Genomic DNA, 22,148 nt, shown 5'->3' with positions numbered 1-22,148 from the left:
GTCTACGTAACAAACCATTAACCAACCGCAAATGGGCGAAGCGTGAATCGAAAGCGACTGATGCAATCTTTCTTATTAGCATGCAGTGTTTCGTTAGTTATTGGGCAAGGTCATATTGCGGCTGCTGTTGATAAACCAGATTCAAATTTTAAGGCGGCTCAAGCAAGTTCACTTCAACTTACTGGCACTGCGATCCGAAAACGTTTCTTTTTAAAAGTCTATCGTATAAGCCACTTTATGGAATGGCCCACCAATCCCGTTGTCGACTCTCACGCTTTGTTTACGTTGATAACGTCTGGGAATGTAGAGCAAAGGATAGAGCTTGTTTTTCTTCGCAGTGTGTCACGTAAACAGTTAGAAAACGCGTTGATAGAAGGCGTGAAACGTAATAACTCAGGGCGCGATTTGAGCGACATTGAAGCACAGATAAAAACACTATCCAGTGGTGTTGATAAAGACATTGAGGCACAAACTCATTTGGTGTTGGCGCGTTCTGCATCAGACGTACTAACGGTGTATGTTAATGACGAAAAAATTGTAGAGTCGAACAAGAAAGCGTTTAATGAATCCCTATGGTCTATATGGTTCGGTGACCAACCGACAGTAGATAAAAACGAATTGATAAAAAACTACCGTAACGTTAACGGATAGAGAGGAACCGAATGAAGGTTTATAAAGGCAGTACTCAGTCAGGTAGGTTCTTAATACCCTTTCGAATTTATGGCGATAAGCCAAATACCATTATATGTATAAGTGGGGCAAAACAAACCATGGCGGTGTGGCGTAGTTTTGTGAAGCGCTTTGTTCCATCGTTTTCTGTTGTTGTGTTTGATTTACCTGGTACTGGGCGGGCTGAAATATTGTCAGGCGATCCTCAGGTAACATTTGAAGAGCAGCAACAGGTGTTATTAGACGTTATTGCAGCCACCGCATCTGACAATGCAGTAACTTTAGCGGCAGCATCGTGGGGTACTATTCTTGCGGCTTACATCGCAGCGAAGCACCCTGAAAAAATTGAAAAAATGATTTTGGGGAGCTTCGGCGTTTCTACTAACGATACTATTTTAGCGCTTATCCACCGTGGGCAAGCGCTTTTTAAATCGGGCGATGTCGATAGTATTGCGCCGCTAATGATAGAAACGTTTGGCCAATTCATACCAGCGTCTCAAAAGCAGCAAATGATACAACAGTTCTCTACCATGGATGAGAAAGAGCTACTGAACTTTTATGAACACTGTGAGTTTGTTAAAAACAGTCGAGATATAAGCAAGCTTATTAATTTACGAGAGATAACGGCGAAGACGCTCGTAATCTGCGGAGAGCACGATACTATTCTTGATCATGAGGGCATTCGCACTGCGGTAAGCAAAATTCCGGATTGTATTTATGAATTGGTACCAGATGCTGGCCATTTTTTACATTGGGAAAGGCCGTCGATTTTAGATACCTACAGCCAGTTCCTGCATTCATAGTGCAGCGTACTGCGACTGGTGCAATGCTAGAGAGTGAACTGAATTTGAAACCGCAACTAAAGATGCTCAACATCATGTTGCATAAAAAGTAGAGAAAGCATAGAAGAAAAATGGTGGCCCAACCCTGACTTGAACAGGGGACCTGCCGATTATGAGTCGTTATCTTTATTGTCGCTGACTGCTCTTTCTTGTTTCATAGTGCTTATTTATCTTATCTATATCAATATTTTATCTCTTTGTATGATTCGTCCTGTTGTAGCTTGTTTCAAGTTGCCCTACTATTTAGTCGACTAATAAGGCGACTAAAAAATGCTTACCGATAAATTTATAAAATCACTAAAACCAAAATCGACGCCTTTCTATTCACGAGATACTACGGGGCGTAGAGGCACAGGAACGCTTGTGCTTCAAACTCTGCCTTCTGGAACTAAGACGTTTCACTTTCAGTATTACAAGGATGGAAAAGCTCAGTACTTGAGAATAGGGCGACTTACTACTCATACACTCTCAGAAGCAAGAGCTAAAGCTTCTGACTATTCAAGAATGTTGATGGACGGTACAGACCCTAAAGAGTTCGTTGAACAAGAAAAAATGAAAGCCGCTGAAGAGTCTCTTAAAAAAGAGCAGCTCAGCGCACAAGGTACGTTCAAAGAGCTTATCTATGACTACACAGAGGATATGAAGATAAAGGGCAAACGGACGTTTGATACAGTCCGTAAAGCCATGGAGAAAGAGTTTGAATCATTGCTCGACAAAGCGGCAAGCGAAGTTTCGACAGAAGAGATAGCGCTTGTGCTCTCATACATGATTAAGCGAGGGGCTGCTGTTCAATCTAACAGAGTACGTTCGTACGCTATGACAGCCTTTAACTTTGCTATTAAGCATGATTACGACCCAATGTACCTTGGCAGGAAGAAGAAGTATTTGGTTAAGACAAACCCTGTTCTTAATATTCCGCGTCAAGCATCAGCGGAAGTGGTAAGAGAGCGCACCTTATCGAGTGATGAGGTGAAAGGTCTACTTACTGCTCTTGAAGGTAAAGGCTTTTCAAGCGACCTGGCAACTTTGATTAAACTCATGTTCTTATTAGGTGGGCAGCGAACATTCGAAATAATTACGCTTGAATGGAAAGATGTCGACTTCTCCAAGTCCGTGATTGAGATCTCATCGCAGCGCTCGAAGAACAAAAAGGCTCATGTCATTCCAATGACCTCTACTGTCTCTGAGGTTTTATTGAATCATCGCAAATTGGGAGACAGTGACGGCTTTGTTTTTCCAAACCGTAACACCCCTAGCGAGCATATGCCGACTACCAGCGTTGCGCAGTGCCTGAGGCGCTACTGTGAAAGAGCTGATGTGGAAAGGTTTCAACCTAAAGATATACGTAGAACGGTTAAAACGATAATGGGTGAACTCGGTGTTTCGAAGTTAACTCGTGACCGATTACAAAATCACGCTTTGCAAGACGTGTCAGCGAAGCACTACGACAGATATGACTATATAAAAGAAAAAAGAGAAGCGTTAGAAAAATGGGACACTTACTTAAGCAACCTTGTAATAAAGAAAAGATAAAAATTACAGACCTTCACGTCGCTGAGCTTATCTTCGTATACGCATCACAATTCAGCAAACTGCCGTGGAGAGTGCCGCTCTGTATTGAAGGAGGATTTAATACTTCATTCGATCTTAAAGATAGAGTTGAGGAAACAGTTAAAGGTGAAAACAGAGCGCACCAAGTATTAGTTCGCACTAAATATTTGCCTGAGTATGGAGGGGGCAGTGTTCTTGGTAAGAACGTTTATGAAGTTGATACCAACTTCGCACAAGATGCGTTGCTCTTTTTGATATATCGGGAATACAAAAAGAGAGTCTTTTCCAAGCGTTTTATGGAGCGAGTATTTATGACTCTACCGTCTGTGAACCGACAAATAACAAAGCTTGGAGCTGTAACGCCTTATGATGGTGTAAAAATGGATTTTTGGCTTGAATTACATGAAAGTTTTGATGTTGAGTGTGAGGAGCTGTTTTTCTATGAAACCGACTTGGCTAAAGACTTCAACAATACGATTGGTTTTTTAAAGGAAGAAGCTTTGAGTCAAGGTGAAAGGGGAATAGAGCTGCTCGTCCAAACATTAGTAGATGGTTGCTTACCCAACTCTGTAGACAAAGAGTTTTTTCCCTTAGCAGATGCGCTAGTGCGTTTTACTGTTGACAGAGAAAGAGTTCCCTTTCAGTCGGGCAAAAAAGATAAAAAAGAGCTATGGAAAAGAGTTGTTTTAGCCGCCTCTAGATTCAAGGGGAGTAGCGATGAAGTAAGAACTCGCACTTCTTTTATAGAGCCAGGGACTGGTAAGAAGGAGATAATCGAAAGCAGTGACGTGGCTAAACATGTGAACACAACTTATTACCCTAAGTTAGTCGCTCAAGTAGCGATGTTATTGTTACCTGAAGATGATAACTTTACATTTGGTTAACAAGTGAAAATTTATGTGAAACTTTACACGCCCTGAACCCCTAGTGAGACCATGTATTTGTTTTAACTAAGAGGACAATCACATGGTTTTAAGAACGCAGCAGTTACGAGAGTATATCGGCTTAAGCAGAACAACTATATGGCGCTTAGAAAAGAGCGGTCAATTCCCAAAGCGAGTCAGGCTAGGTCAAAACAGCGTGGGTTGGCTCAAAGGGGATGTCGACACTTGGCTCGAGTCTAGAAAGTGGGGTGAGCTATGAACCCTCCTATGATGAAGCGCCGTCTGTTGTGCCCTGCTAAAATCGGTTTCACTGGCAACATCCATAATTTTGATGAATATACTTCTAACAGCGCGCTAGTATGGCCAACGACAATAAAAATGTCGAGTTGGTTAGGGATCAATGATAGTGCCCTAGAATGCTGGCTCGACCTACAGAATGTCCCGACAAAAGCTGACTTCTTTGTGGTGGCTTTGCGAACCCACCCTAAGCTAAGAATCTTCTTTAATCACCATATTGAAGAGTCGTTTGAGTTTATATTCTCGCTTGATAAAGAGGCTTTTAAAGAGTGGCTTGAAGAGAGCTTTTTGCAAAAGCTTTTAAGAGGCGGTTTGATTACCTCTGACGACGTAGTAACTCTCATCGATAAGGTTTAGTGATGGGAGCTGAAGAACAGGTTTCAATCAATGAGGCAGAAGAGGACAGCGTAAAGCTGTCTTCTTTTGACGCGCTAATTAACAGTCCTTTGTCTGCTTGGTCGAACGATAAGCTAATCGAGGGAATTGAGTTAATCACTTCAAAGGTGAATCAAGATAAGTCTCTGTATTTCTCTGTACGAAGAAAGCTGGTGGCGCTTCATCTTGCTTTGAACCGAAAGAAAGGGCTCTCACCGGCACTTAGAGGCGCTGTAAAGTTACTTCCAAGAATGGCTTATGATGATGGACTATATCCGTTGTGGGCAAAGGCGGCCTCTAATGATAAACAGCTCATCGATTTGGACTTTGTATTGCAACAGTATGCACAGTTCGTGAATTTCACTAGAAGCAAATATGGGACTTTCGACTCTGCGCATCATTACGACCTTAACTCAGTTCAAGACTTTGTCTGGGATGTCGGCTCAATTGCGCATAAGTTAGATTCTTTAAATTTGCCTAACTTCTTATTTTTCGCATTACAAAGCCTTAAAACGCCAGAAACCCATAAGCAATCAAAGTTGATCTCAAAAAGCTGCGTAGCTTATGAGCAGCTTCTTCGTAAAAGGATGTTTTGCGACAGAAGGTCTCGTCTCAATGAGTCATCAATTACGCTACGAGTACAGGTCCTTAGATGCTTGTGTATCTCAAACATACTAGGCACTACAAAAAACTCGGACGTCAACTTTTATCTTGAATGTTTAACAGGGCAAGCGGTTAACGCTGGTTCATTGTCGAGATTGATACAACAAGTGCGAAGGGAATGCAGAAAAAGCGAGGTCAGAATATATGACTAAACGAAGTCGACGTACTAGGAAGCTTACTCGCGCAGAATATGAAGATATTTACTATTCGAATTACGTGGGTGAAAAACTTGGGTTGGGTGCTATCAGTAAAAAACTCGACATCCCAAAAACGAACCTTTCCCGCAATTTCGAAAAGTACAACTTGCCGTTGCGTTCAAACGTAGAGGCTACCCATCTTTCCAACCGAAAGTGGAGTGATCAAGACATTGAGAAAATATATCAAAATGAGCACATCAATAAGAAGATGACGTTCGAGGCGATATCAAAGGTTCATGGAATATCGCCATCTAGGTTTTCTGCTAGATGTGCGAAGCTAGGACTTAAGGTAAGAAGCAGAGCTGAAGCCAATGAGTGCTTTTGGGAGAGACTTGCTTCTGAAGTACTAGAATTACATATGCTGTACTTTGACGACGATGTAACCGTAGAAGAAATAGCCAAAGAGCAAAACATATCAACTTATCAGGTATATGAGCGCTTTAAACACTTTGGCTTAGAGTCAAAGAGGCCAAGAGGAAGCAACCTCACAGGTGATGATATTTCGCAAATTGTTAAGCTGCATGCAGAAGATCAAGCTCCGCGAGAAATCGAAGAGAACCTTGGTATATCAAGCAGCACTGTGAGAAAGGTGCTCAAAAAGCTTGGAATTGAGTCGAGGTCACTTAGTGAAGCTATGAACCTAGCACTTTCAAGAGGCCGAGACAAAAATCGCAATTCGATTAATGCCAATATCAAACTTGATTTCTTTGAGCAGATGACGGTTGAGTTAGCGTGGTTCTTAGGGGCAGTTTGCAGCGACGGTAGTATTGGTTCAATTTATGGCCCCAACAAAATCACTTGTTCTTTTTCTCTCGCCTCTATAGACAGAGACTTTGTAGAAAAGCTAGGTGCGCTGGTGGGGTTATCACCATCAAAAAGTATGTCATTGACCTATGACAAGCCAATATGGACGCTACGGTGCTCTAATAAGCACTTTGTGAATCATCTCAAGGGGTTGGGCATCCATAGTAATAAATCTTCTACTGTGACTATCCCAGAGGCTATCCCGCCAGAACTAATACGGCATTTTATCAGAGGGTACTTCGAAGGTGACGGGTGTGTATGCGTAAATCAAAATGGTAGGGTTCGTTTTAGCCTCTCTTCTAAATCGAGTGAACTGATTATAAGTGTTGCCAAGGTATTGCATGAGCAAGCTGGGATTGGAATCTGTGGTAAGAGGTATTCGCGGTCGCACGTCAATCCGCCAAACTGTCCTTGCCTCACTATTTACGTAGTTAGAGAGCAAAGGTCTGATTTAATTATGTACAAGATTGAGACTAGCGCACTGAGTATGATCGAGAAGTTATACCGTTACTTGTACGAAGATATTGATGAAGCTAATCGAATGAACAGGAAGTTCAAAGTGTTCGAGAAGGCACTGGGCGGTTTGTAACCAAATCTTGAAAAAGTATCACAATACTAAAGCTAGCCGTCTCGCTTATTTTTATCAAACGAAGTCCTAGAAGAGGTGAGCTAAACACCGTAGCTACCATTCAAAAAAAATTTTCGCATTATAAGAACCCTTATAGTTAGTCTCGCCTCTTTTTACTCCGTTGGAGTATTATTTCTTATCACCGCATCTAATCTAAATGCTATAAAAAAGGGAAGAGGTGCGTTAGCGCCTCTTCAAATATATAAAGTTATTAAGTTACTAAATTATAAAGTTACGCTGTTATGTAATGGGAGTGTTGCACAAGTGATTGTATTTCAATGCTTTATTGGTGATGAGGTGCATCAGTTAAACGAATTTCGTGTTTAAGACCGAATTTAATCGGTTCATATCAACATTAATGCAAAAAATCGTAAGATGCCGTATCCTCTCATAAATGGCATAGACAAGGACGGTCTTTTCAAATGCAATACAGTTTAGCCTCATTGAGTCACTCCCAATTATCCTTCAACATACTTGTGAGCGCGTTTTTCTTTAAAGGTGTGAAATGATACTCCACTGCACCAAAAAGCTTTACGCCAAGCTACCAGAGAGTGTAAAAGAAGCTGAGCTGGCAACGTCCGCTATCGGCACGCAGGCGCACTGGTTAAACTGGCATGCAAATATTGTCACAATTCAACGTAGGCAATGCATAATTGCGGTGCATGATACAACGCGCTTTACGTTATTTATCCCCTGCCTAACCAAGAAAGATTTCGCAAACCTCGATTGGCATTTTAACGATGTGTTTATCAACACCTTGTTGAAAAATGATATGCCGCCTGAGCTCGTTAATGTCGCTGCGACGAATTACCAACCACTCACGTTCGATACAATCTGCAATCGTTCTGTACAAGGTACGATGAACCAAGTAGCTCAAGATATTGATTACGGGTTGTATTACAACAGAGCATCGGTTGCAGATATATGCGCTTACCGATACAGCGCGGATTTAAGTCAAAGACTTTGCGGAGTAAAAGGGCAGAAAGATTACATACGGCCAGATAAAGAGATGGCAAAGTTACTCCTCAAATTATCAACCAAAATCGCCGTTAGAGCAGCAAGCACAAGCTTGCACTAACGCAAACAGAATTAAGATACGGACACAGAAAATGAGCAAAGTGACTAAAAGGTCCTCGAATAACAAAAAAGAAATCGCCTTTGAAGAGACGTTATGGGACGCAGCCAACAAGCTGCGTGGCAGCGTTGAATCAGCAGAGTACAAACATATTGTGCTCAGTCTTATCTTCCTTAAATTCATCAGCGACAAGTTCGAAGCGCAACGAGAGAAGCTTCAAGCTGAAGGGATGGGCGACTACGTCGATATGGTTGAATTTTACACCAAAGATAATGTGTTCTACTTACCAGAAGAAGCACGCTGGTCGACTATCCAAAAGCAGGCTAAACAAGATGACATTGCGGTAAAAATCGATACGGCATTGCATACCGTTGAGAAGACGAATCCATCATTGAAAGGCGCATTGCCAGATAACTACTTTTCTCGCTTATCGTTAGACGTAAGTAAGCTCGCAGCCCTTATTGATACCATTAACAACATTAACACCGTTGCTAATGAATGCGATATGAGCGAAGAGGACCTCGTAGGCCGTGTTTACGAGTATTTCTTAGGTAAGTTTGCAGCTAACGAAGGAAAAGGCGGTGGCGAGTTCTACACGCCCAAATCGGTAGTAACACTTATCAGTGACATGCTAGAGCCATATAAAGGCAAAATATATGACCCATGTTGTGGTTCGGGTGGCATGTTTGTGCAGTCGTTAAAGTTTATCGACAGCCACAAAGGCAATCGTAAAGACATCTCCATTTACGGTCAGGAATATACCAACACCACTTATAAACTGGCGAAGATGAATCTCGCGGTTCGTGGTATCTCTGCCAATCTCGGTGAAATTGCCGCTGACACATTCTTCAAGGACCAGCACCCAGACTTAAAAGCTGATTACATTATGGCGAACCCACCGTTTAATCAGAAGCAGTGGCGTGCCGACAATGAGCTTACCGACGACCCAAGATGGGCAGGTTTTGATGTACCGCCGACAGGTAACGCTAACTATGCGTGGATCATGCATATGATTTCTAAGTTGAGTGAACACGGTACGGCAGGCTTCGTGTTAGCGAATGGCTCAATGAGTGCTAGCACCAGCGTTGAAGGTGCTATTCGTCAGAAAATCATCGAAAATGACCTTGTTGACTGCATGATTGCGCTGCCCGGTCAGTTGTTTTTTACCACTCAAATTCCAGTCTGCTTGTGGTTTATCAGCAAAAATAAACACGAAGTCAAAGAACGAGGCTACCGAAACAGACAAGGCGAAACGTTGTTTATTGATGCCCGAGAAATGGGCAGTATGATTAGCCGTGTGCACAAGGAGCTAACTACCGAAGATATCGCAAAAATTGCCAATACTTACCATGCATGGCGACAGGATAAACAATTCACTGAACAGACTCTCGCAGGACAACAAAACGATGCCCCGACACAAGAGCTGCTAAAAGAACACAAGCAGCTTGATACATACGAAGATATTGCTGGTTTTTGTAAATCGGCAACCTTAGACGAAATCAAAGCCAACGATTATGTGTTAACGCCAGGTCGATATGTTGGCGCCGCAGCCATTGAAGATGACGGAATTCCGTTTGAAATCAAAATGCGTGAATTGAGCCAATCCTTATTTCGCCAAGTGGAGGAGGCTAGAGAACTGGATGAAGCAATTCTTCAGAAAATGGAGGAGTTAGGGTATGGAAACTAGAAGGTACTCTTTTAAAGAGCTACTTTCCTCAATCATAGATAATAGAGGAAAAACCTGCCCTACGGCTGATGATGGGCTTCCATTAATAGCGACTAACTGCATTAAAAATGATGCTTTGCACGCCGTTTACGAAAAAATACGATACGTCTCAGAGGATACGTACAAAAACTGGTTTCGCGGTCATCCTCGGCATGAAGACTTAGTCTTTGTATGTAAAGGAAGTCCGGGCCGAGTGGCTTGGGTTCAAGACCCTGTTCCTTATTGCATTGCCCAAGATATGGTCGCAATAAGAGCGGACAGGGATAAAATTACGCCAAAATACCTTTTTGCTTTACTTCGAGCACCTCAAACCCAAAAGTTGATTGAAAATATGCACGTGGGTACGTTAATTCCACATTTTAAGAAGGGGGATTTTCAAAATCTATATTTTGATATACCAACTGATATGGAATTTCAGAAATACGTTGGTGAATTACATTTTCAATTAAACGAAAAGGTTGAGTTAAATCGACAAGTCAATCAAACCTTAGAGAAAATGGCGCAGGCGCTATTTAAAAGCTGGTTCGTCGATTTCGACCCTGTGGTGGATAACGCGCTAGCGGCAGGCAGTCCAATCCCCGACGAGTTGGCTCATCGAGTGGAAGTTCGCAAAAAAGCCCATGCATTACCCGACTTTCAGCCGTTGCCCGACCATATCCGAAACTTATTCCCGAGCGAGTTTGAGCGAACAAGTGAGCGCACTGTAGGTATAGATGGGTGGGTGCCTGAAGGCTGGCAAGTGACAAGCATGCATGAAATGGTTGAGACGGTTTCGAAGACTTATAATCTAAAGGAAGTTGATGAAGTTATTTTCCTTAACACCGGCGATATCGAATCCGGAAAAATACTACATTATGAGTATTCATCAACAATCGGGTTGCCGGGGCAAGCTAAAAAAGCAATAAAAAAAGGCGATATACTATACAGTGAAATCCGGCCTCAGAACAAAAGATATGCGTTCGTCAACTTTGATGCAGAAGAATATGTCGTATCGACTAAGCTGATGGTTTTGAGAGCTAAAGAAGGACTTGAGCCTCTATTGCCTTACTTTTTGTTAACGCAAGAAGAGACTGTTAATGAACTTCAACGAATTGCAGAGCATCGTTCAGGCACATTCCCACAGATAACATATAAGGAATTGTCGAAGGTCTTGACTGTATTACCTCAAGAGGCGGAACTAGTCACCTTATTCGTAGAACAATATCTAAAGCCTAGCTACGCTAAAAAAGCATCATTGACTCAACAAAATACGCAACTTACAAAAATAAGAGACACGTTATTACCCAAACTAATATCAGGTGAAATACAACTCGATTCTTCTGGAAGTAGTAGTATCAACCAATAGGCTGAAATACAAGGAGTGTAGAAATGCTGAATTTCAACGAAGCGCAATTAGAAACGGCAATTATCGAGTTGCTAGAGGGTCACGGATATTCTTATGTGCCCGGTAATCAGATCGCGCGTACACCTTCTAACGTTATTATCAAGGATGACCTGCGTGAGTTTTTAGCCAAGCGGTATGTCGATGATAATATTACCAACGGTGAAATCGACAGCATAATACGCCAGATTGAGCGTCTGCCTGCTAGCGACCTATACGAAAGCAATAAAACTTTTTGTAAGTGGTTGAGTGATGGCTTCTTACTTAAACGTGAAGCCAGTAGCGAAGCAGGTAAAGCCTCTCAGAAAGACTTATACGTCCAGCTTATTGACTACGACAACGTGGTTGAGTCACTGCTGCCTGTAATATCTAACGACCAACCGAACACTCGGCGTATTGATGACGTCCCTATACGTAATGTGGCTGAACAAAGCTCAGACTTCAAAACTACTTCTGCCCTGAATGATGATATCAATATCTACAAAATCGTTAACCAACTTGAAATAGAGGGTGCGGAGGGCGAGCTGCGAATCCCTGACGGTATTTTGTATATCAACGGCTTACCTATTATTGTATTCGAATTTAAAAGTGCGGTTCGCGGTGAAGAGGCAAGCATTCACGACGCTTACGTGCAGCTCACTACACGATATCGAAGGGATATCTCTCAGTTGTTTATTTACAACGCGCTATGCGTAATCAGCGATGGCGTTAATAACAGGATGGGGAGCTTATTCGCTCCTTACGATTTCTACTATACGTGGCGTAAAGTAACAGGCAATGAGTCGATTGAAAAAGACGGTATCAGTTCATTGCACACCATGTTGGAAGGGTTGTTTGATAAAGCACGGCTTCGCGATGTGATACGTAATTTTGTTTTCTTTCCTGATACCTCGAAGCATGAAGTCAAAATAGTCTGCCGCTACCCGCAGTATTATGCCGCTAGAAAGTTGTACCAGAACATCAAAGAGCATCGCAAGCCCGTAGGTGATGGTAAAGGTGGCACGTACTTTGGGGCAACAGGATGCGGTAAAAGCTTCACCATGCAGTTTCTAACGCGTTTATTGATGAAGAGTGTGGAGTTCGAAAGCCCTACTATCGTACTCATTACAGACAGAACCGACTTGGATGACCAGTTATCGCAGCAGTTCACTAATGCAAAAGGGTATATTGGCGACCAGACCGTTGAGTCGGTAGAGAGCCGCTGTGATTTGCGCGCTAAGCTTCAAGGCCGTAATAGCGGCGGTGTATTTCTTACTACAATTCACAAGTTCACCGAAGATACTCAATTACTAACCGAACGAAGTAATGTGATTTGCATTTCGGATGAAGCCCACCGCAGCCAGACTAATCTTGATCAAAAACTTCGCATAGTCGACAAGGGGTCTGATGCGGGCGTAAGGCGCACGTTCGGGTTTGCAAAGTATCTGCATGACTCTTTACCTAACGCCACTTATGTGGGCTTCACAGGCACGCCTGTAGACGCTACTTTAGATGTGTTCGGGCAGGTGGTAGACAGCTATACCATGACGGAGTCAGTGAAAGATGAAATCACCGTTCGCATCGTGTATGAAGGTCGGGCCGCCAAAGTCATATTGAATAATGCAAAGCTTGAAGAGATTGAAGCTTATTACCGACAATGCGCCGAGGACGGTAGCAACGAACACCAAATCGAAGAAAGTAAAAAAGCCTCTGCGAATATGACATCGATTCTTGGTGACCCAGACCGAATCGAGGCTTTGGCAAAAGACTTTTTAGCGCACTATGAACAGCGATTGTCAGAAGGCTCAACCATTAAAGGCAAAGCAATGTTTGTATGCAGCAGTCGTGAGATTGCATGGCAATTCTATCAATCGCTCAAAGATATAAAACCAGAGTGGTTTAAAGTGTTAGAGTGTGAGGCTGGCGTAACGCTTACAGAACAAGAGAAGAAAAAAATTAAGCCGATGGAACGGGTTAAGATGGTGATGACCCGTGGCAAAGATGACCCCAAAGTATTATGGGATGCACTTGGCAATAAAGAGTATCGCAAAGAGCTAGATCGCCAATTCAAGAATAAAAAGTCCAACTTCAAAATCGCTATTGTCGTGGACATGTGGTTGACGGGTTTTGATGTGCCGTTTCTAGACACAATCTACATCGATAAGCCTATACAACGCCACAATCTTATTCAAACAATATCTCGTGTCAATCGCAAATATGAAGGCAAAGACAAAGGCTTAGTTGTTGACTATATCGGTATTAAAAGTCAGATGAACAAAGCGCTGGCGCAATATGCCAAGACCGACGAAACCAACTTTGAAGATATCGCTCAGTCGGTGGTAGTGGTAAAAGACCATCTAGACTTGTTGGCGAAGCTTACACATGGATTCGATGCTACTGAGTACTTCACAGGTAAACCCTTAGCGCAGTTAAACTGCCTGAATAACGCAGCAGAATTCGTGCTACAAACCAAAAAGCTTGAACACCGCTTCATGGGGTTGGTTAAAAGATTAAAAGCTGCATATGACGTTTGCTGTGGAAGTGAAAAGCTTAACCAGACAGAACGAGACCGTATACATTTTTATCTTGCCGTACGCTCTATTGTATACAAGCTCACTAAAGGTAATGCGCCTGACACCGCGCAGATGAATGCCAAGGTTAGAGAGATGATTACCGAGGCTTTAAAAGCCGATGGCGTTGAAGAAATCTTCAAGCTTGGGCAGGGTCAAGATGGAGTAGACATCTTCGATGACGATTACCTTGCCAAAATAGAAAAGATAAAACTACCAAACACTAAAATACAGCTTCTTCAACAAATGCTGGCTAACGCTTTAGGTGAATTTAAAAAGGTCAACAAAGCGAAAGCGTTTGATTTTTCTGAGCGGTTTAAATCGTTGGTTGAAAGGTATAACGAGCGTAAAGACGAAGATGTACTCGTAAGTAACGTGCTCGAAGATTTTTCTGACGAAATTATCAATATGTATAACGACCTCAGAGACGAAATGAATTCATTCGAAGACATGGGTATCAACTTCGAGGAAAAAGCGTTCTACGACATCCTGCTTGCCTTAGCGGCTAAGTATGACTTCAACTACCCAGATGAAAAACTGGTTGAACTTGCCAAGTCTGTAAAAGCTGTTGTGGATGATAAGGCAAAATATACAGACTGGAGCCAGCGAAACGATATCAAAGCGGAACTCAAAGTTGATTTAATCATCCTGCTCGCGAAACACGGCTACCCACCTGTAGACCGCGATGAAGTATACAAAGAAATCTTCGAGCAAGCTGAGAATTTTAAAAAGAATAGGGCTACAGCATGAGCAACAAAACCCGCGTAGACATGATTATCGAGACTTTGCGTGACCACAAAGGCGAAAAGTTAACGGCTCGCGAACTTGCAAAATTGTTTTTAGAACGCTATCCCGCTGAGATGGCTGAGAAGATGAAGAATCCCAATTACGCCAATGAGGAGGAGCTTATCGCGCAGTTGGCTTCTGAAGTTGGTGGCCGAAGAACCCGACAGGCCAAAGAAAAATTTACAAACATCAAAACGAGAGAAAAGCCAAGGCCAAGGTTGTACTTTTGGGATGATAGCCCAGAGTTTGAAAGCACGGCTGAAATAGACGATGAATTACACGAGGCTGACGAGCTTAGACTGAGAGAACATGAGCTCTACCCCATATTAATCGAGTTTTTAAACAAAGATATGGGGCTGTACTGCCATCGTATTGATGAAAAAACATCAAAGAATAGCCAAGGCGCTGGTGGCAATCACTGGCTACATCCTGACATTGTCGCAATGGAGCCGTTAGACAAAGGCTGGTCTCAGGCTGTTAAAAACTGTGTGAGGTTCGGCAACGACAAATCAGTGAGGCTATGGTCTTTTGAAGTTAAGAAAGAGCTTACCCGTTCAAATGTCAGAAAGTGCTTTTTCCAAGCAGTATCAAATTCAAGTTGGGCAAATTTTGGCTACTTGGTAGCTACAGGGATAGCAGACGGCGTTGAGGCTGAACTTCAAATGCTGTGTTCGTTACATGGCATTGGTGTATTGTTACTCGACGTAGGCGATCTCTACAACAGCCAAATTCTAATACCCGCAAGAGAGAATTCAGACATCGATTGGGTATCAGCCAACCGTATAGTAGAAGAGAATCCTGACTTTATGTACTACATAAAGCAGGTGGGAATCTACCACCAGACAGGTGAGTTGATACCGAGTGTTTGGAATAAGTGAGTGCGGACCTCTGGGGACTAATAGTTCGGGGTTTTGATGAAGGTTATTTAAGTACAGCTATAGGGAAATGATAAATTTGAAGACATTTACTTTTGTAATCATGCCGTTCAGCTCTGATTACGATGACACCTACCAACTTGGAATTAAGGAGGCTGCAAATAAGTGCGACGTTAAAGCAGAAAGACTTGATGAACAGCTTTTCGGAGAGGGGATGCTTGACAGGATATACCGTCAAATTGACGTAGCCGATTTTATTATTGCTGACCTCTCTGGAAGAAACGCTAATGTATTTTACGAACTGGGCTATGCTCATGCTAAGGAAAAGATTTGTATATTATTGACCCAAGACGCTTCCGACATTCCTTTCGATTTAAAGCATAAAAGACATATTGTTTACGGAAACTCGATAAAATACTTAAAAGAAGAATTGATAAAAAACATCAAGTGGGCAAAAGAAGAAGCGAGAGCGAGAAAGGAAAACAAAATATCAGTCATTACAAGGCCGCCATCTGGTGACCTAATTACCACAGAGCATACAGCCGAGGTGACTATAACCTTTACATTTGACCTGCATAACAAGACAGAGCATGTCTCCCCCGAAATATCAGCAATCTATATCTACACGGGTAGGCAGTGGAAAATAAATCACGATTCAAAAGAATGCCCTCACTCAGATGCAGACATCGAGCCATTTAAATATCGTTATTTTCTTGCTCCTCCAGCCCCTAAAATAGGTAGAAATGGCTGGTCTCAAGTAAAAGTGAAGGCGTCTAGAACAGTGGCTCAAGCGTGGGCCGGCGACCAGATTAAAGATGAATACATCGTTAGCGGCAAAGGTATCTTGAGGTTAGAGACACACGATGGAAACTATGACCATGAATTTGATTTTAACCTTGAATTAATGGAAATTCCGTTTTAAGAGGGGAGTTCTAGAGAGATTTTTAACAGCGAGAAGAGCAGAAGAGATGCGAAGCTCAGCACTATGTTTATAGTTTAACAAAGGAAGTGAATTTTGGATTGGTTTAAAGGACCTCTAGGCAGCCATAAGAACTACATTCAACACATAGTGTTGGAAAACTTTTATGACTACAAAGAACTTTGTGGCTTAAATTGCGAAAATGAGCGCAATAAAGCACCAGACAAGTGTAAGGAATTTCGTTATTTTCTAAACGTCGTCGAGTCGATGAATAATATCTTAGACTATCTATATTATGAACATGAGAATGAAATCCGACACGAATCAATCAGAGAATTTAAAAGAGCGGTGTGGGACCAGCACCCTGACCTTGAGAGATTGGCTGATATTGCTAATGCATATAAACATTGTGTTAGGGAGGGACGGAAAGGAAAAAACAAGAATTTACTATGGGCACAGGACCTTCAAAAACCACAGTTAAATATTGATATAGAGTTATGTTTGATTAAAGGTGTGAGTACAGCAGTATCATACGATTTTTTGTGGCCAATTGATGAGCATGAGGAAGTCTTAAATAAAGTAGTTCAGTTTTGGGTGGACTACATCCAGCCAGACGGCATTGAACTTTTCAAAATATAGAGAGCCTTTTCGAATCAACACCTACACATCATTGAGTTGCCAAGCCTGTAGATTGGCAAACATAATATTTGCGTTTGAGAAGATTCCCTCAGTTTGCACTAGATTACCCCATGCTAGACTTGTACTAAGAGCTTATACTCACCCGACTAATTAACCAACTAAAACTTCAATTTGGAAGGTAGTGTTAGTGGTGACTATCGCTTAAAGCTCAGGGAGAATGGTGGCCCAACCCTGACTTGAACAGGGGACCTGCCGATTATGAGTCGGATGCTCTAACCAACTGAGCTATTGGGCCACACTTTGAAGACGCTTTTGAGTTTGTTAGTGGTAACAACCAAAAGCGAGCGCAAGTATAAGCAGTTTTTTTTGCCTTGTCACGCCTCGCTGATGGCTTTATGGTGTGATTGCTTTATTTTTGTTCAGCAGAGCGGTTGTCTGCCTTTTCTTTGTGCTTTTGCCTGCCTTCGTAATGCAATAGCAACTACCATACTGAACAGCGTCCATAGCGTATTGCTTCCGCCGCCAGATGAGTCGTTATTTTGTGGTGGGGTAGGTAATACGACAGGGGCTGGGTCTGGGGTTTCCTCCGGTGCAGCTTGTACCTCTATTGTCACGGTGTCGGAACTTCTAACGCCAAATTCATCGGTTGCACTTAGCGAAAATATCAGCGTTGTCGCCTCATTAGGCGCGGTAAAGCGAGCAGTGAACGCACCTGAATTTCGTATTTCAACCTCAGTACCACTGGTTTGCTCCCACAGTATACTAACTAAATTTCCGTCCGGATCGGATGCACTTCCTACCAAAGACTGCGTTGCTCGTGTGTTTACTGTTGTATCTTCACCCGCGTTAACGATAGGGGCCTGATTAGACTCGTCATCTTTAATATTGATGACTGTCTTGGTGAAGTTCCCTAGTAAGTCGGAGTTCTCTGCCGATAACTCAATAGTAAAGGACTCTTGCGTCTCGCCATCGGTGTCGTTAATCAGTTCAGCCGTAATGGTTTTGGGGGTGGTGTCTTCGTCTAGCCATGTCAGAGTGCCTGACTGTGCAATAAAGTCTTCACCAGCCATTGCAGTATCCGAGACTAAGGCATAGTCGATAGTTAAAGTGCCATCATTACCCCCTTGACGAGATACGTTCACACTTACCGAGCCTGCTGGCTCAAGTGCCGTTAGCGTTTGCACACCTAATTCCGCTGAACCGGATTGCGCTTCTCCGGTTATAGCGATAAGCGCATAACCTTTTCCTGGGGTAATACCCACGCCATTTGCATTAAAAAGCCTGACAAAAAACTTTTCAGTTGGTTCGCCAGCCTCATTGTCACCAATGGTCAGTGAAATGGTTTGAGATGCAGTGTCGTTTGCCCCCCATACTAGTTTCCCACTACTCAGCGCAACGTCATTGTCGTCAGTGGCGCCTGCGATAACCTCATAACTTACTTCTGCCGCCGCATCGCCTTGCTTGTTTACCGTAAGCGTTACCTCGCTATCCGCTTCGGTAACAATTTGAGTAACGTCAAAACCAACCTGTGGTCTGTTGCTCAACGTCTCGTCTTTCAATACGTACAAACCACCTTGGATATCACTGACTAAAATGTTACCGCTAGGCAAGAAAGGGTATACCCCCCATGCGCCGTTGAAATTTGACGTATTGAAAGCCGGATACGTGTCAAAGAAGCCGGCTTCAAAGGGTGCTGTCGGATCTGAAACATCTAAAATAGTAAGGCCGCGTTCGTAGTTAGACATGTAGTAGCGATCGCCACGAACATAACCGTTGTGATCGACCGTGGGGTTGTCGCTTACCCAAATAGAAACAAGCTGCGGCGTAGTGAGCGATGACACATCAAACACCATAACCCGTGTATTTAATGATGAATTGCGTTCATCAAGTTCGTCATGAACGAACGTGTATTGCATATCTTCGCTATACCAGCCGCTGTGCGTATAAGCACTATTAACGTAACCGGCACTACTCAGTTCAGTCACGCTATTTGGATTGGTATGATCCCACAGGCGCATTGTACCTTCGTTAAAATCGAGTATAACGGTACAGCCCGATGCGTTCGCATTAACACAATCGGTTTGTGCACGGCTATCGGTTACAAGCATTGATGATGCATCATGCGTGTAATCACTTCTTGTTAATCCAGTGGGTATGTAAGTAGCGGAAGGCCGTTGGGCTGTTGCTAAGCTGTAAGACCGAAATGCGCCACCGTTGGTATTTTGACCCGTAATGTGTATTTGCGGTGTCGCCATGTTTAGTGAAGTATTGAACGCATAGTCTACGTTTGAAATATAAATGTTATGCGCTGAGTTATCATCAGTGATCCGAGTCACCAGAGAGACTTCATTGGGCAAATTATTCAAATCAATAACTGAAAACCCTTCAGATACACTATCGGCGGTAGAGTACGCGTAAGCACGCCATCTTTTTGCGGTATCATCGAAGTATTGAAACACTTTTATATCGCGCCATACTGTTGATTGCCCGGTTATTTCGCCCACAACAACAGGGTTTGATGCGTCTGATACATCAACGACAGCTACGCTTCTCTGCATGCCGACAATGGCATATTCTTTATTAGTATTTAAATCTACATGTCCCCAAATATCATTCGCTTCCGATGAAAGAGAAGACAACACGCTAACCGGAACGTGAGAAAGCAGAGATACGCCATTACAGGGGTACTCACCGGCCATTCCATTGTTGCATGGCAAATTTGCGGATATACGTTGAGATAACGTGTTGTGTTGCTTTTGCTCAACTAAGTGTTCATCACTGGCACCCTTTGCATCAACAATCACATCAAAGCCGTTGTCATAAAGGTCAGAGGTTAAATAAACCGGTACGTTGACGAGCGTAGTTTTATAAACACTAGGGTTTTGTATTTGAAAATGATCGATACGGCTAAAACCACCGATAACAGGCATTAGTGCATCATTTAATACCTGTGCATCGGTTGAGTTTTTGAACGAGTACGTACCGGCTGCTACAAGAACGCTATCGCCTTTGTTGGCTTGCATTGCGGCAAATCGTATTGTTGCGCACGGGCGAAAGCGATTATCACAGCGTCCAATATCTTCACCGTCTTCGGCGACAAATCGCGCCTTATCATGTTCAGCGTGAGCAAGTACATCTTGACTCGAGAATGTGAGAAGCAGCACTATTAAGGTGAAATTTTTGAGTATCATCGTTTCGTCCTTGTTAACCGTTGCTCAAAAAAGTACCAGAAAATCAAAGGAAGTAAATTTAATAATGAAAAACGTTGCACGCTTCACTGTAATTCCTGCGTTACTGTTCACTTTATTGGGCTGTGCTGAACTAGGTTTCGGGGAAAGGGAACCTGGTGAAATTCCTTTTTCGTTAACGGGTGTCGAAACCGCAGCATGCCCAATGCAAATGAAGATTGGTGAAAGCAAATGGCGGGTTGATTATTTTGGTATGTATATTAGTAATCCTGCTATTCGCGTTGATGGGAAATGGCATTCGGTTAAATTTAAGCAAACTAAGTGGCAAACACCAACCTCAGCATTATTAAAGTTTCATACATTGTGCCGAAATCCAGAAGAAGGGAACGATAGCATCGTGCTTGATGTATCAGAAAAGCTTCTGAAACTATCAACTAATTTGCGATTTACGGTAGGACTTCCTTTCGACGAAAACCATGCTAACCCGCTTACGCAAGCGTCTCCTCTCAATGACAGTTCGATGTTCTGGAGTTGGCAAAATGGGCATAAATTTCTACGGCTAGATCTTAGCAATACCGCAGATGCAGAAAAGTCGTGGTCTTATCATCTAGGCAGTATTGGATGTGAATCTGACGCTGCAGTGCGGTCGCCAGACCAGGCATGCGCATTTACTAACCGGGTAGAGGTAATATTGCCAATGAGTCAACTGGATTATGATTTAGGGCTAGCACTGTCTGTACCTACCGTTACCGCTCAGGTTAATTTGAACGATAGCAAAGGTTGTATGTTCGAGAGCCCAGAGGCTCAACCTTGTCGTCAGCTATTAAAGAATCTGTTAGTACGCCCATGGTTAACATGGGATTAGCCGTGAAACGATTGGTTTACGTAACGCTAGCGTGTCTACTGTGTGCTTGTGGAAAACCGCCTACACCTTATTCGTGGAATTTGCCACATAGCGTGCCGCCGCCAGTAGTACCAAACGACAACCCTATGACCATCGAAAGTGTCGAGTTAGGAAAGGCGCTGTTCTTTGATACTGCATTAAGTGGCAACCATACTACGGCATGTTCAAGCTGTCATGACCCTGCATTAGCATTTGCCGAGGCTAGTAAGGTTTCTGTTGGTGCAAATGGTGACCGCCTTAACCGAAATGCGCTAGCACTGGTAAATGTGGCCTATAATGCCACATTTACCTGGGCACATAACGGCTTAGCCACTATTGAAGAGCAAATCATGATCCCGCTTTTCAACGAGCACCCGGTGGAGATGGGCGTTACCGGTAATGAAGCGCTTATTCTTAAAAGGTTAACAACGCCTAATTATCAACAAATGTTCAATGCGGCCTACGGGAATGAAAAGCCGTCTATGAACCACATTGTAAAAGCGCTCGCCAGCTACGTAAGAAGCCTTACGTCGTTTAATAGCGCGTTTGATAAGTATGCCTACGGAGGCGATGACACGGCACTCACCACACAACAAGTAAAAGGTTTAAACCTATTTTTCTCTGAGCGCACCGAGTGTTTTCACTGTCACGGAGGGATAAACTTAACGCAGTCTACTATTCATGCTGCGCAACCCTTGGTGTTAAGACCATTTCACAATACCGGGTTATACAATGAAGACGGTGAAGGCGGGTACCCCTTAATCGACACTGGGTTGATGAGTGTGTCACATAACCCCGAACACATGGGGAAGTTTCGTGCGCCGACACTTCGTAATATTGAACTAACGGCGCCTTACATGCATGACGGTAGCATTACGTCGTTAGAAGAGGTAGTAGACTTTTATGCGAGAGGTGGCAATCACCGCGAAATAAAAAACCGTCACAGAAGCCCTTTTATAAAAGGTTTTGTGTTGACTGTTGAAGAACGGAATGCTCTGGTTGCATTTCTGGAAAGCCTCACCGACACGGAATTTGTAGAAAAACATAAAAATTCGACTATCTTGTAACGAAAAATACCGAATCCTGTTAAATATGTTTATACTTTAGACATACACTTCAACCAAATGCTTATATATGCCCTCGCTTATATCGTGGTACACTTTAAGCTGTTGGATTTAATTAATAATAACTACAAAGCAAGCGAGCTGGCGCGGAGA

18 protein-coding genes and 1 tRNA gene are annotated in these 22,148 nt (G+C 43.0%); 17 read left to right on the top strand and 2 right to left on the bottom strand.

Annotation, left to right across the window (positions count from 1 at the left end):
- Positions 1 to 60 precede the first annotated feature (60 nt).
- The 15 genes from AC27EZ_RS02380 (at position 61) to AC27EZ_RS02310 (ending at position 16,860) form a co-directional block, all read left to right on the top strand.
- Positions 61 to 651, top strand: a complete 591-nt coding sequence (locus tag AC27EZ_RS02380) for a chalcone isomerase family protein (RefSeq protein WP_487133765.1) — start codon at positions 61 to 63, stop codon at positions 649 to 651.
- A gap of 11 nt (positions 652 to 662) precedes the next feature.
- Positions 663 to 1,472 carry an alpha/beta fold hydrolase gene (locus tag AC27EZ_RS02375; protein ID WP_487133764.1) on the top strand — a complete coding sequence of 270 codons (810 nt, stop codon included), beginning with the start codon at positions 663 to 665 and terminating at the stop codon, positions 1,470 to 1,472.
- Between the two features lie 309 nt (positions 1,473 to 1,781).
- Positions 1,782 to 3,044 (top strand): tyrosine-type recombinase/integrase, encoded by a 1,263-nt coding sequence (locus tag AC27EZ_RS02370; RefSeq protein WP_487133763.1) that lies wholly within the window; start codon positions 1,782 to 1,784, stop codon positions 3,042 to 3,044.
- On the top strand, positions 3,002 to 3,946 hold the full coding sequence (locus AC27EZ_RS02365; RefSeq protein ID WP_487133762.1) for a hypothetical protein: 945 nt from the start codon (positions 3,002 to 3,004) through the stop codon (positions 3,944 to 3,946). The genes AC27EZ_RS02370 and AC27EZ_RS02365 overlap by 43 nt, the downstream gene beginning before the upstream one ends.
- Before the next feature lie 82 nt (positions 3,947 to 4,028).
- The gene (locus tag AC27EZ_RS02360) at positions 4,029 to 4,205 is read left to right on the top strand and encodes a helix-turn-helix transcriptional regulator (protein ID WP_487133761.1); all 177 of its coding nucleotides are present in this window, start codon (positions 4,029 to 4,031) and stop codon (positions 4,203 to 4,205) included.
- Positions 4,202 to 4,600 (top strand): hypothetical protein, encoded by a 399-nt coding sequence (locus AC27EZ_RS02355; RefSeq protein ID WP_487133760.1) that lies wholly within the window; start codon positions 4,202 to 4,204, stop codon positions 4,598 to 4,600. The genes AC27EZ_RS02360 and AC27EZ_RS02355 overlap by 4 nt, the downstream gene beginning before the upstream one ends.
- Before the next feature lie 2 nt (positions 4,601 to 4,602).
- Entirely contained in the window at positions 4,603 to 5,433 is an 831-nt protein-coding gene (locus tag AC27EZ_RS02350) for a hypothetical protein (protein ID WP_487133759.1), read from the top strand.
- On the top strand, positions 5,426 to 6,871 hold the full coding sequence (locus AC27EZ_RS02345; RefSeq protein WP_487133758.1) for an LAGLIDADG family homing endonuclease: 1,446 nt from the start codon (positions 5,426 to 5,428) through the stop codon (positions 6,869 to 6,871). Before AC27EZ_RS02350 ends, AC27EZ_RS02345 begins: the two co-directional genes overlap by 8 nt.
- Before the next feature lie 544 nt (positions 6,872 to 7,415).
- On the top strand, positions 7,416 to 7,988 hold the full coding sequence (locus AC27EZ_RS02340) for a DUF6933 domain-containing protein (RefSeq protein WP_487133757.1): 573 nt from the start codon (positions 7,416 to 7,418) through the stop codon (positions 7,986 to 7,988).
- A gap of 31 nt (positions 7,989 to 8,019) precedes the next feature.
- Positions 8,020 to 9,672, top strand: coding sequence for a class I SAM-dependent DNA methyltransferase (locus tag AC27EZ_RS02335; protein ID WP_487133756.1), 1,653 nt, complete (start codon positions 8,020 to 8,022; stop codon positions 9,670 to 9,672).
- Positions 9,662 to 11,056 (top strand): restriction endonuclease subunit S, encoded by a 1,395-nt coding sequence (locus AC27EZ_RS02330; RefSeq protein ID WP_487133755.1) that lies wholly within the window; start codon positions 9,662 to 9,664, stop codon positions 11,054 to 11,056. Before AC27EZ_RS02335 ends, AC27EZ_RS02330 begins: the two co-directional genes overlap by 11 nt.
- A 26-nt stretch (positions 11,057 to 11,082) precedes the next feature.
- Complete coding sequence (locus AC27EZ_RS02325) at positions 11,083 to 14,391, top strand: type I restriction endonuclease subunit R (protein WP_487133996.1); 3,309 nt, start codon at positions 11,083 to 11,085, stop codon at positions 14,389 to 14,391.
- On the top strand, positions 14,388 to 15,305 hold the full coding sequence (locus AC27EZ_RS02320; RefSeq protein WP_487133754.1) for a COG2958 family protein: 918 nt from the start codon (positions 14,388 to 14,390) through the stop codon (positions 15,303 to 15,305). Before AC27EZ_RS02325 ends, AC27EZ_RS02320 begins: the two co-directional genes overlap by 4 nt.
- A 76-nt stretch (positions 15,306 to 15,381) precedes the next feature.
- Positions 15,382 to 16,224, top strand: a complete 843-nt coding sequence (locus AC27EZ_RS02315; RefSeq protein WP_487133753.1) for a hypothetical protein — start codon at positions 15,382 to 15,384, stop codon at positions 16,222 to 16,224.
- A gap of 93 nt (positions 16,225 to 16,317) precedes the next feature.
- Positions 16,318 to 16,860: a hypothetical protein gene (locus AC27EZ_RS02310; RefSeq protein WP_487133752.1), complete on the top strand. Its 543-nt coding sequence runs from the start codon at positions 16,318 to 16,320 to the stop codon at positions 16,858 to 16,860.
- A 218-nt stretch (positions 16,861 to 17,078) separates the two neighbouring features.
- On the opposite strand, the gene AC27EZ_RS02305 is transcribed toward AC27EZ_RS02310, so the two are convergent.
- Together AC27EZ_RS02305 and AC27EZ_RS02300 are read right to left on the bottom strand one after the other, a co-directional pair.
- Positions 17,079 to 17,155, bottom strand: a tRNA-Ile gene (locus AC27EZ_RS02305).
- A gap of 124 nt (positions 17,156 to 17,279) precedes the next feature.
- The gene (locus AC27EZ_RS02300; RefSeq protein WP_487133751.1) at positions 17,280 to 20,051 is read right to left on the bottom strand and encodes a choice-of-anchor B family protein; all 2,772 of its coding nucleotides are present in this window, start codon (positions 20,049 to 20,051) and stop codon (positions 17,280 to 17,282) included.
- Positions 20,052 to 20,115: 64 nt separating this feature from the next.
- Here AC27EZ_RS02300 and AC27EZ_RS02295 point away from each other — a divergent pair, with 64 nt between their 5' ends.
- The gene (locus AC27EZ_RS02295) at positions 20,116 to 20,913 is read left to right on the top strand and encodes an MbnP family copper-binding protein (RefSeq protein WP_487133750.1); all 798 of its coding nucleotides are present in this window, start codon (positions 20,116 to 20,118) and stop codon (positions 20,911 to 20,913) included.
- 2 nt (positions 20,914 to 20,915) lie between these two features.
- The gene (locus tag AC27EZ_RS02290; protein WP_487133749.1) at positions 20,916 to 21,998 is read left to right on the top strand and encodes an MbnH family di-heme enzyme; all 1,083 of its coding nucleotides are present in this window, start codon (positions 20,916 to 20,918) and stop codon (positions 21,996 to 21,998) included.
- Positions 21,999 to 22,148: the final 150 nt, after the last annotated feature.

The organism is Alteromonas sp. 4NH20-0056, from assembly GCF_057539655.1.
The sequence above is the reverse complement of the archived record's forward strand: the minus strand, read 5'-3'. Positions and strand labels throughout refer to the sequence as shown.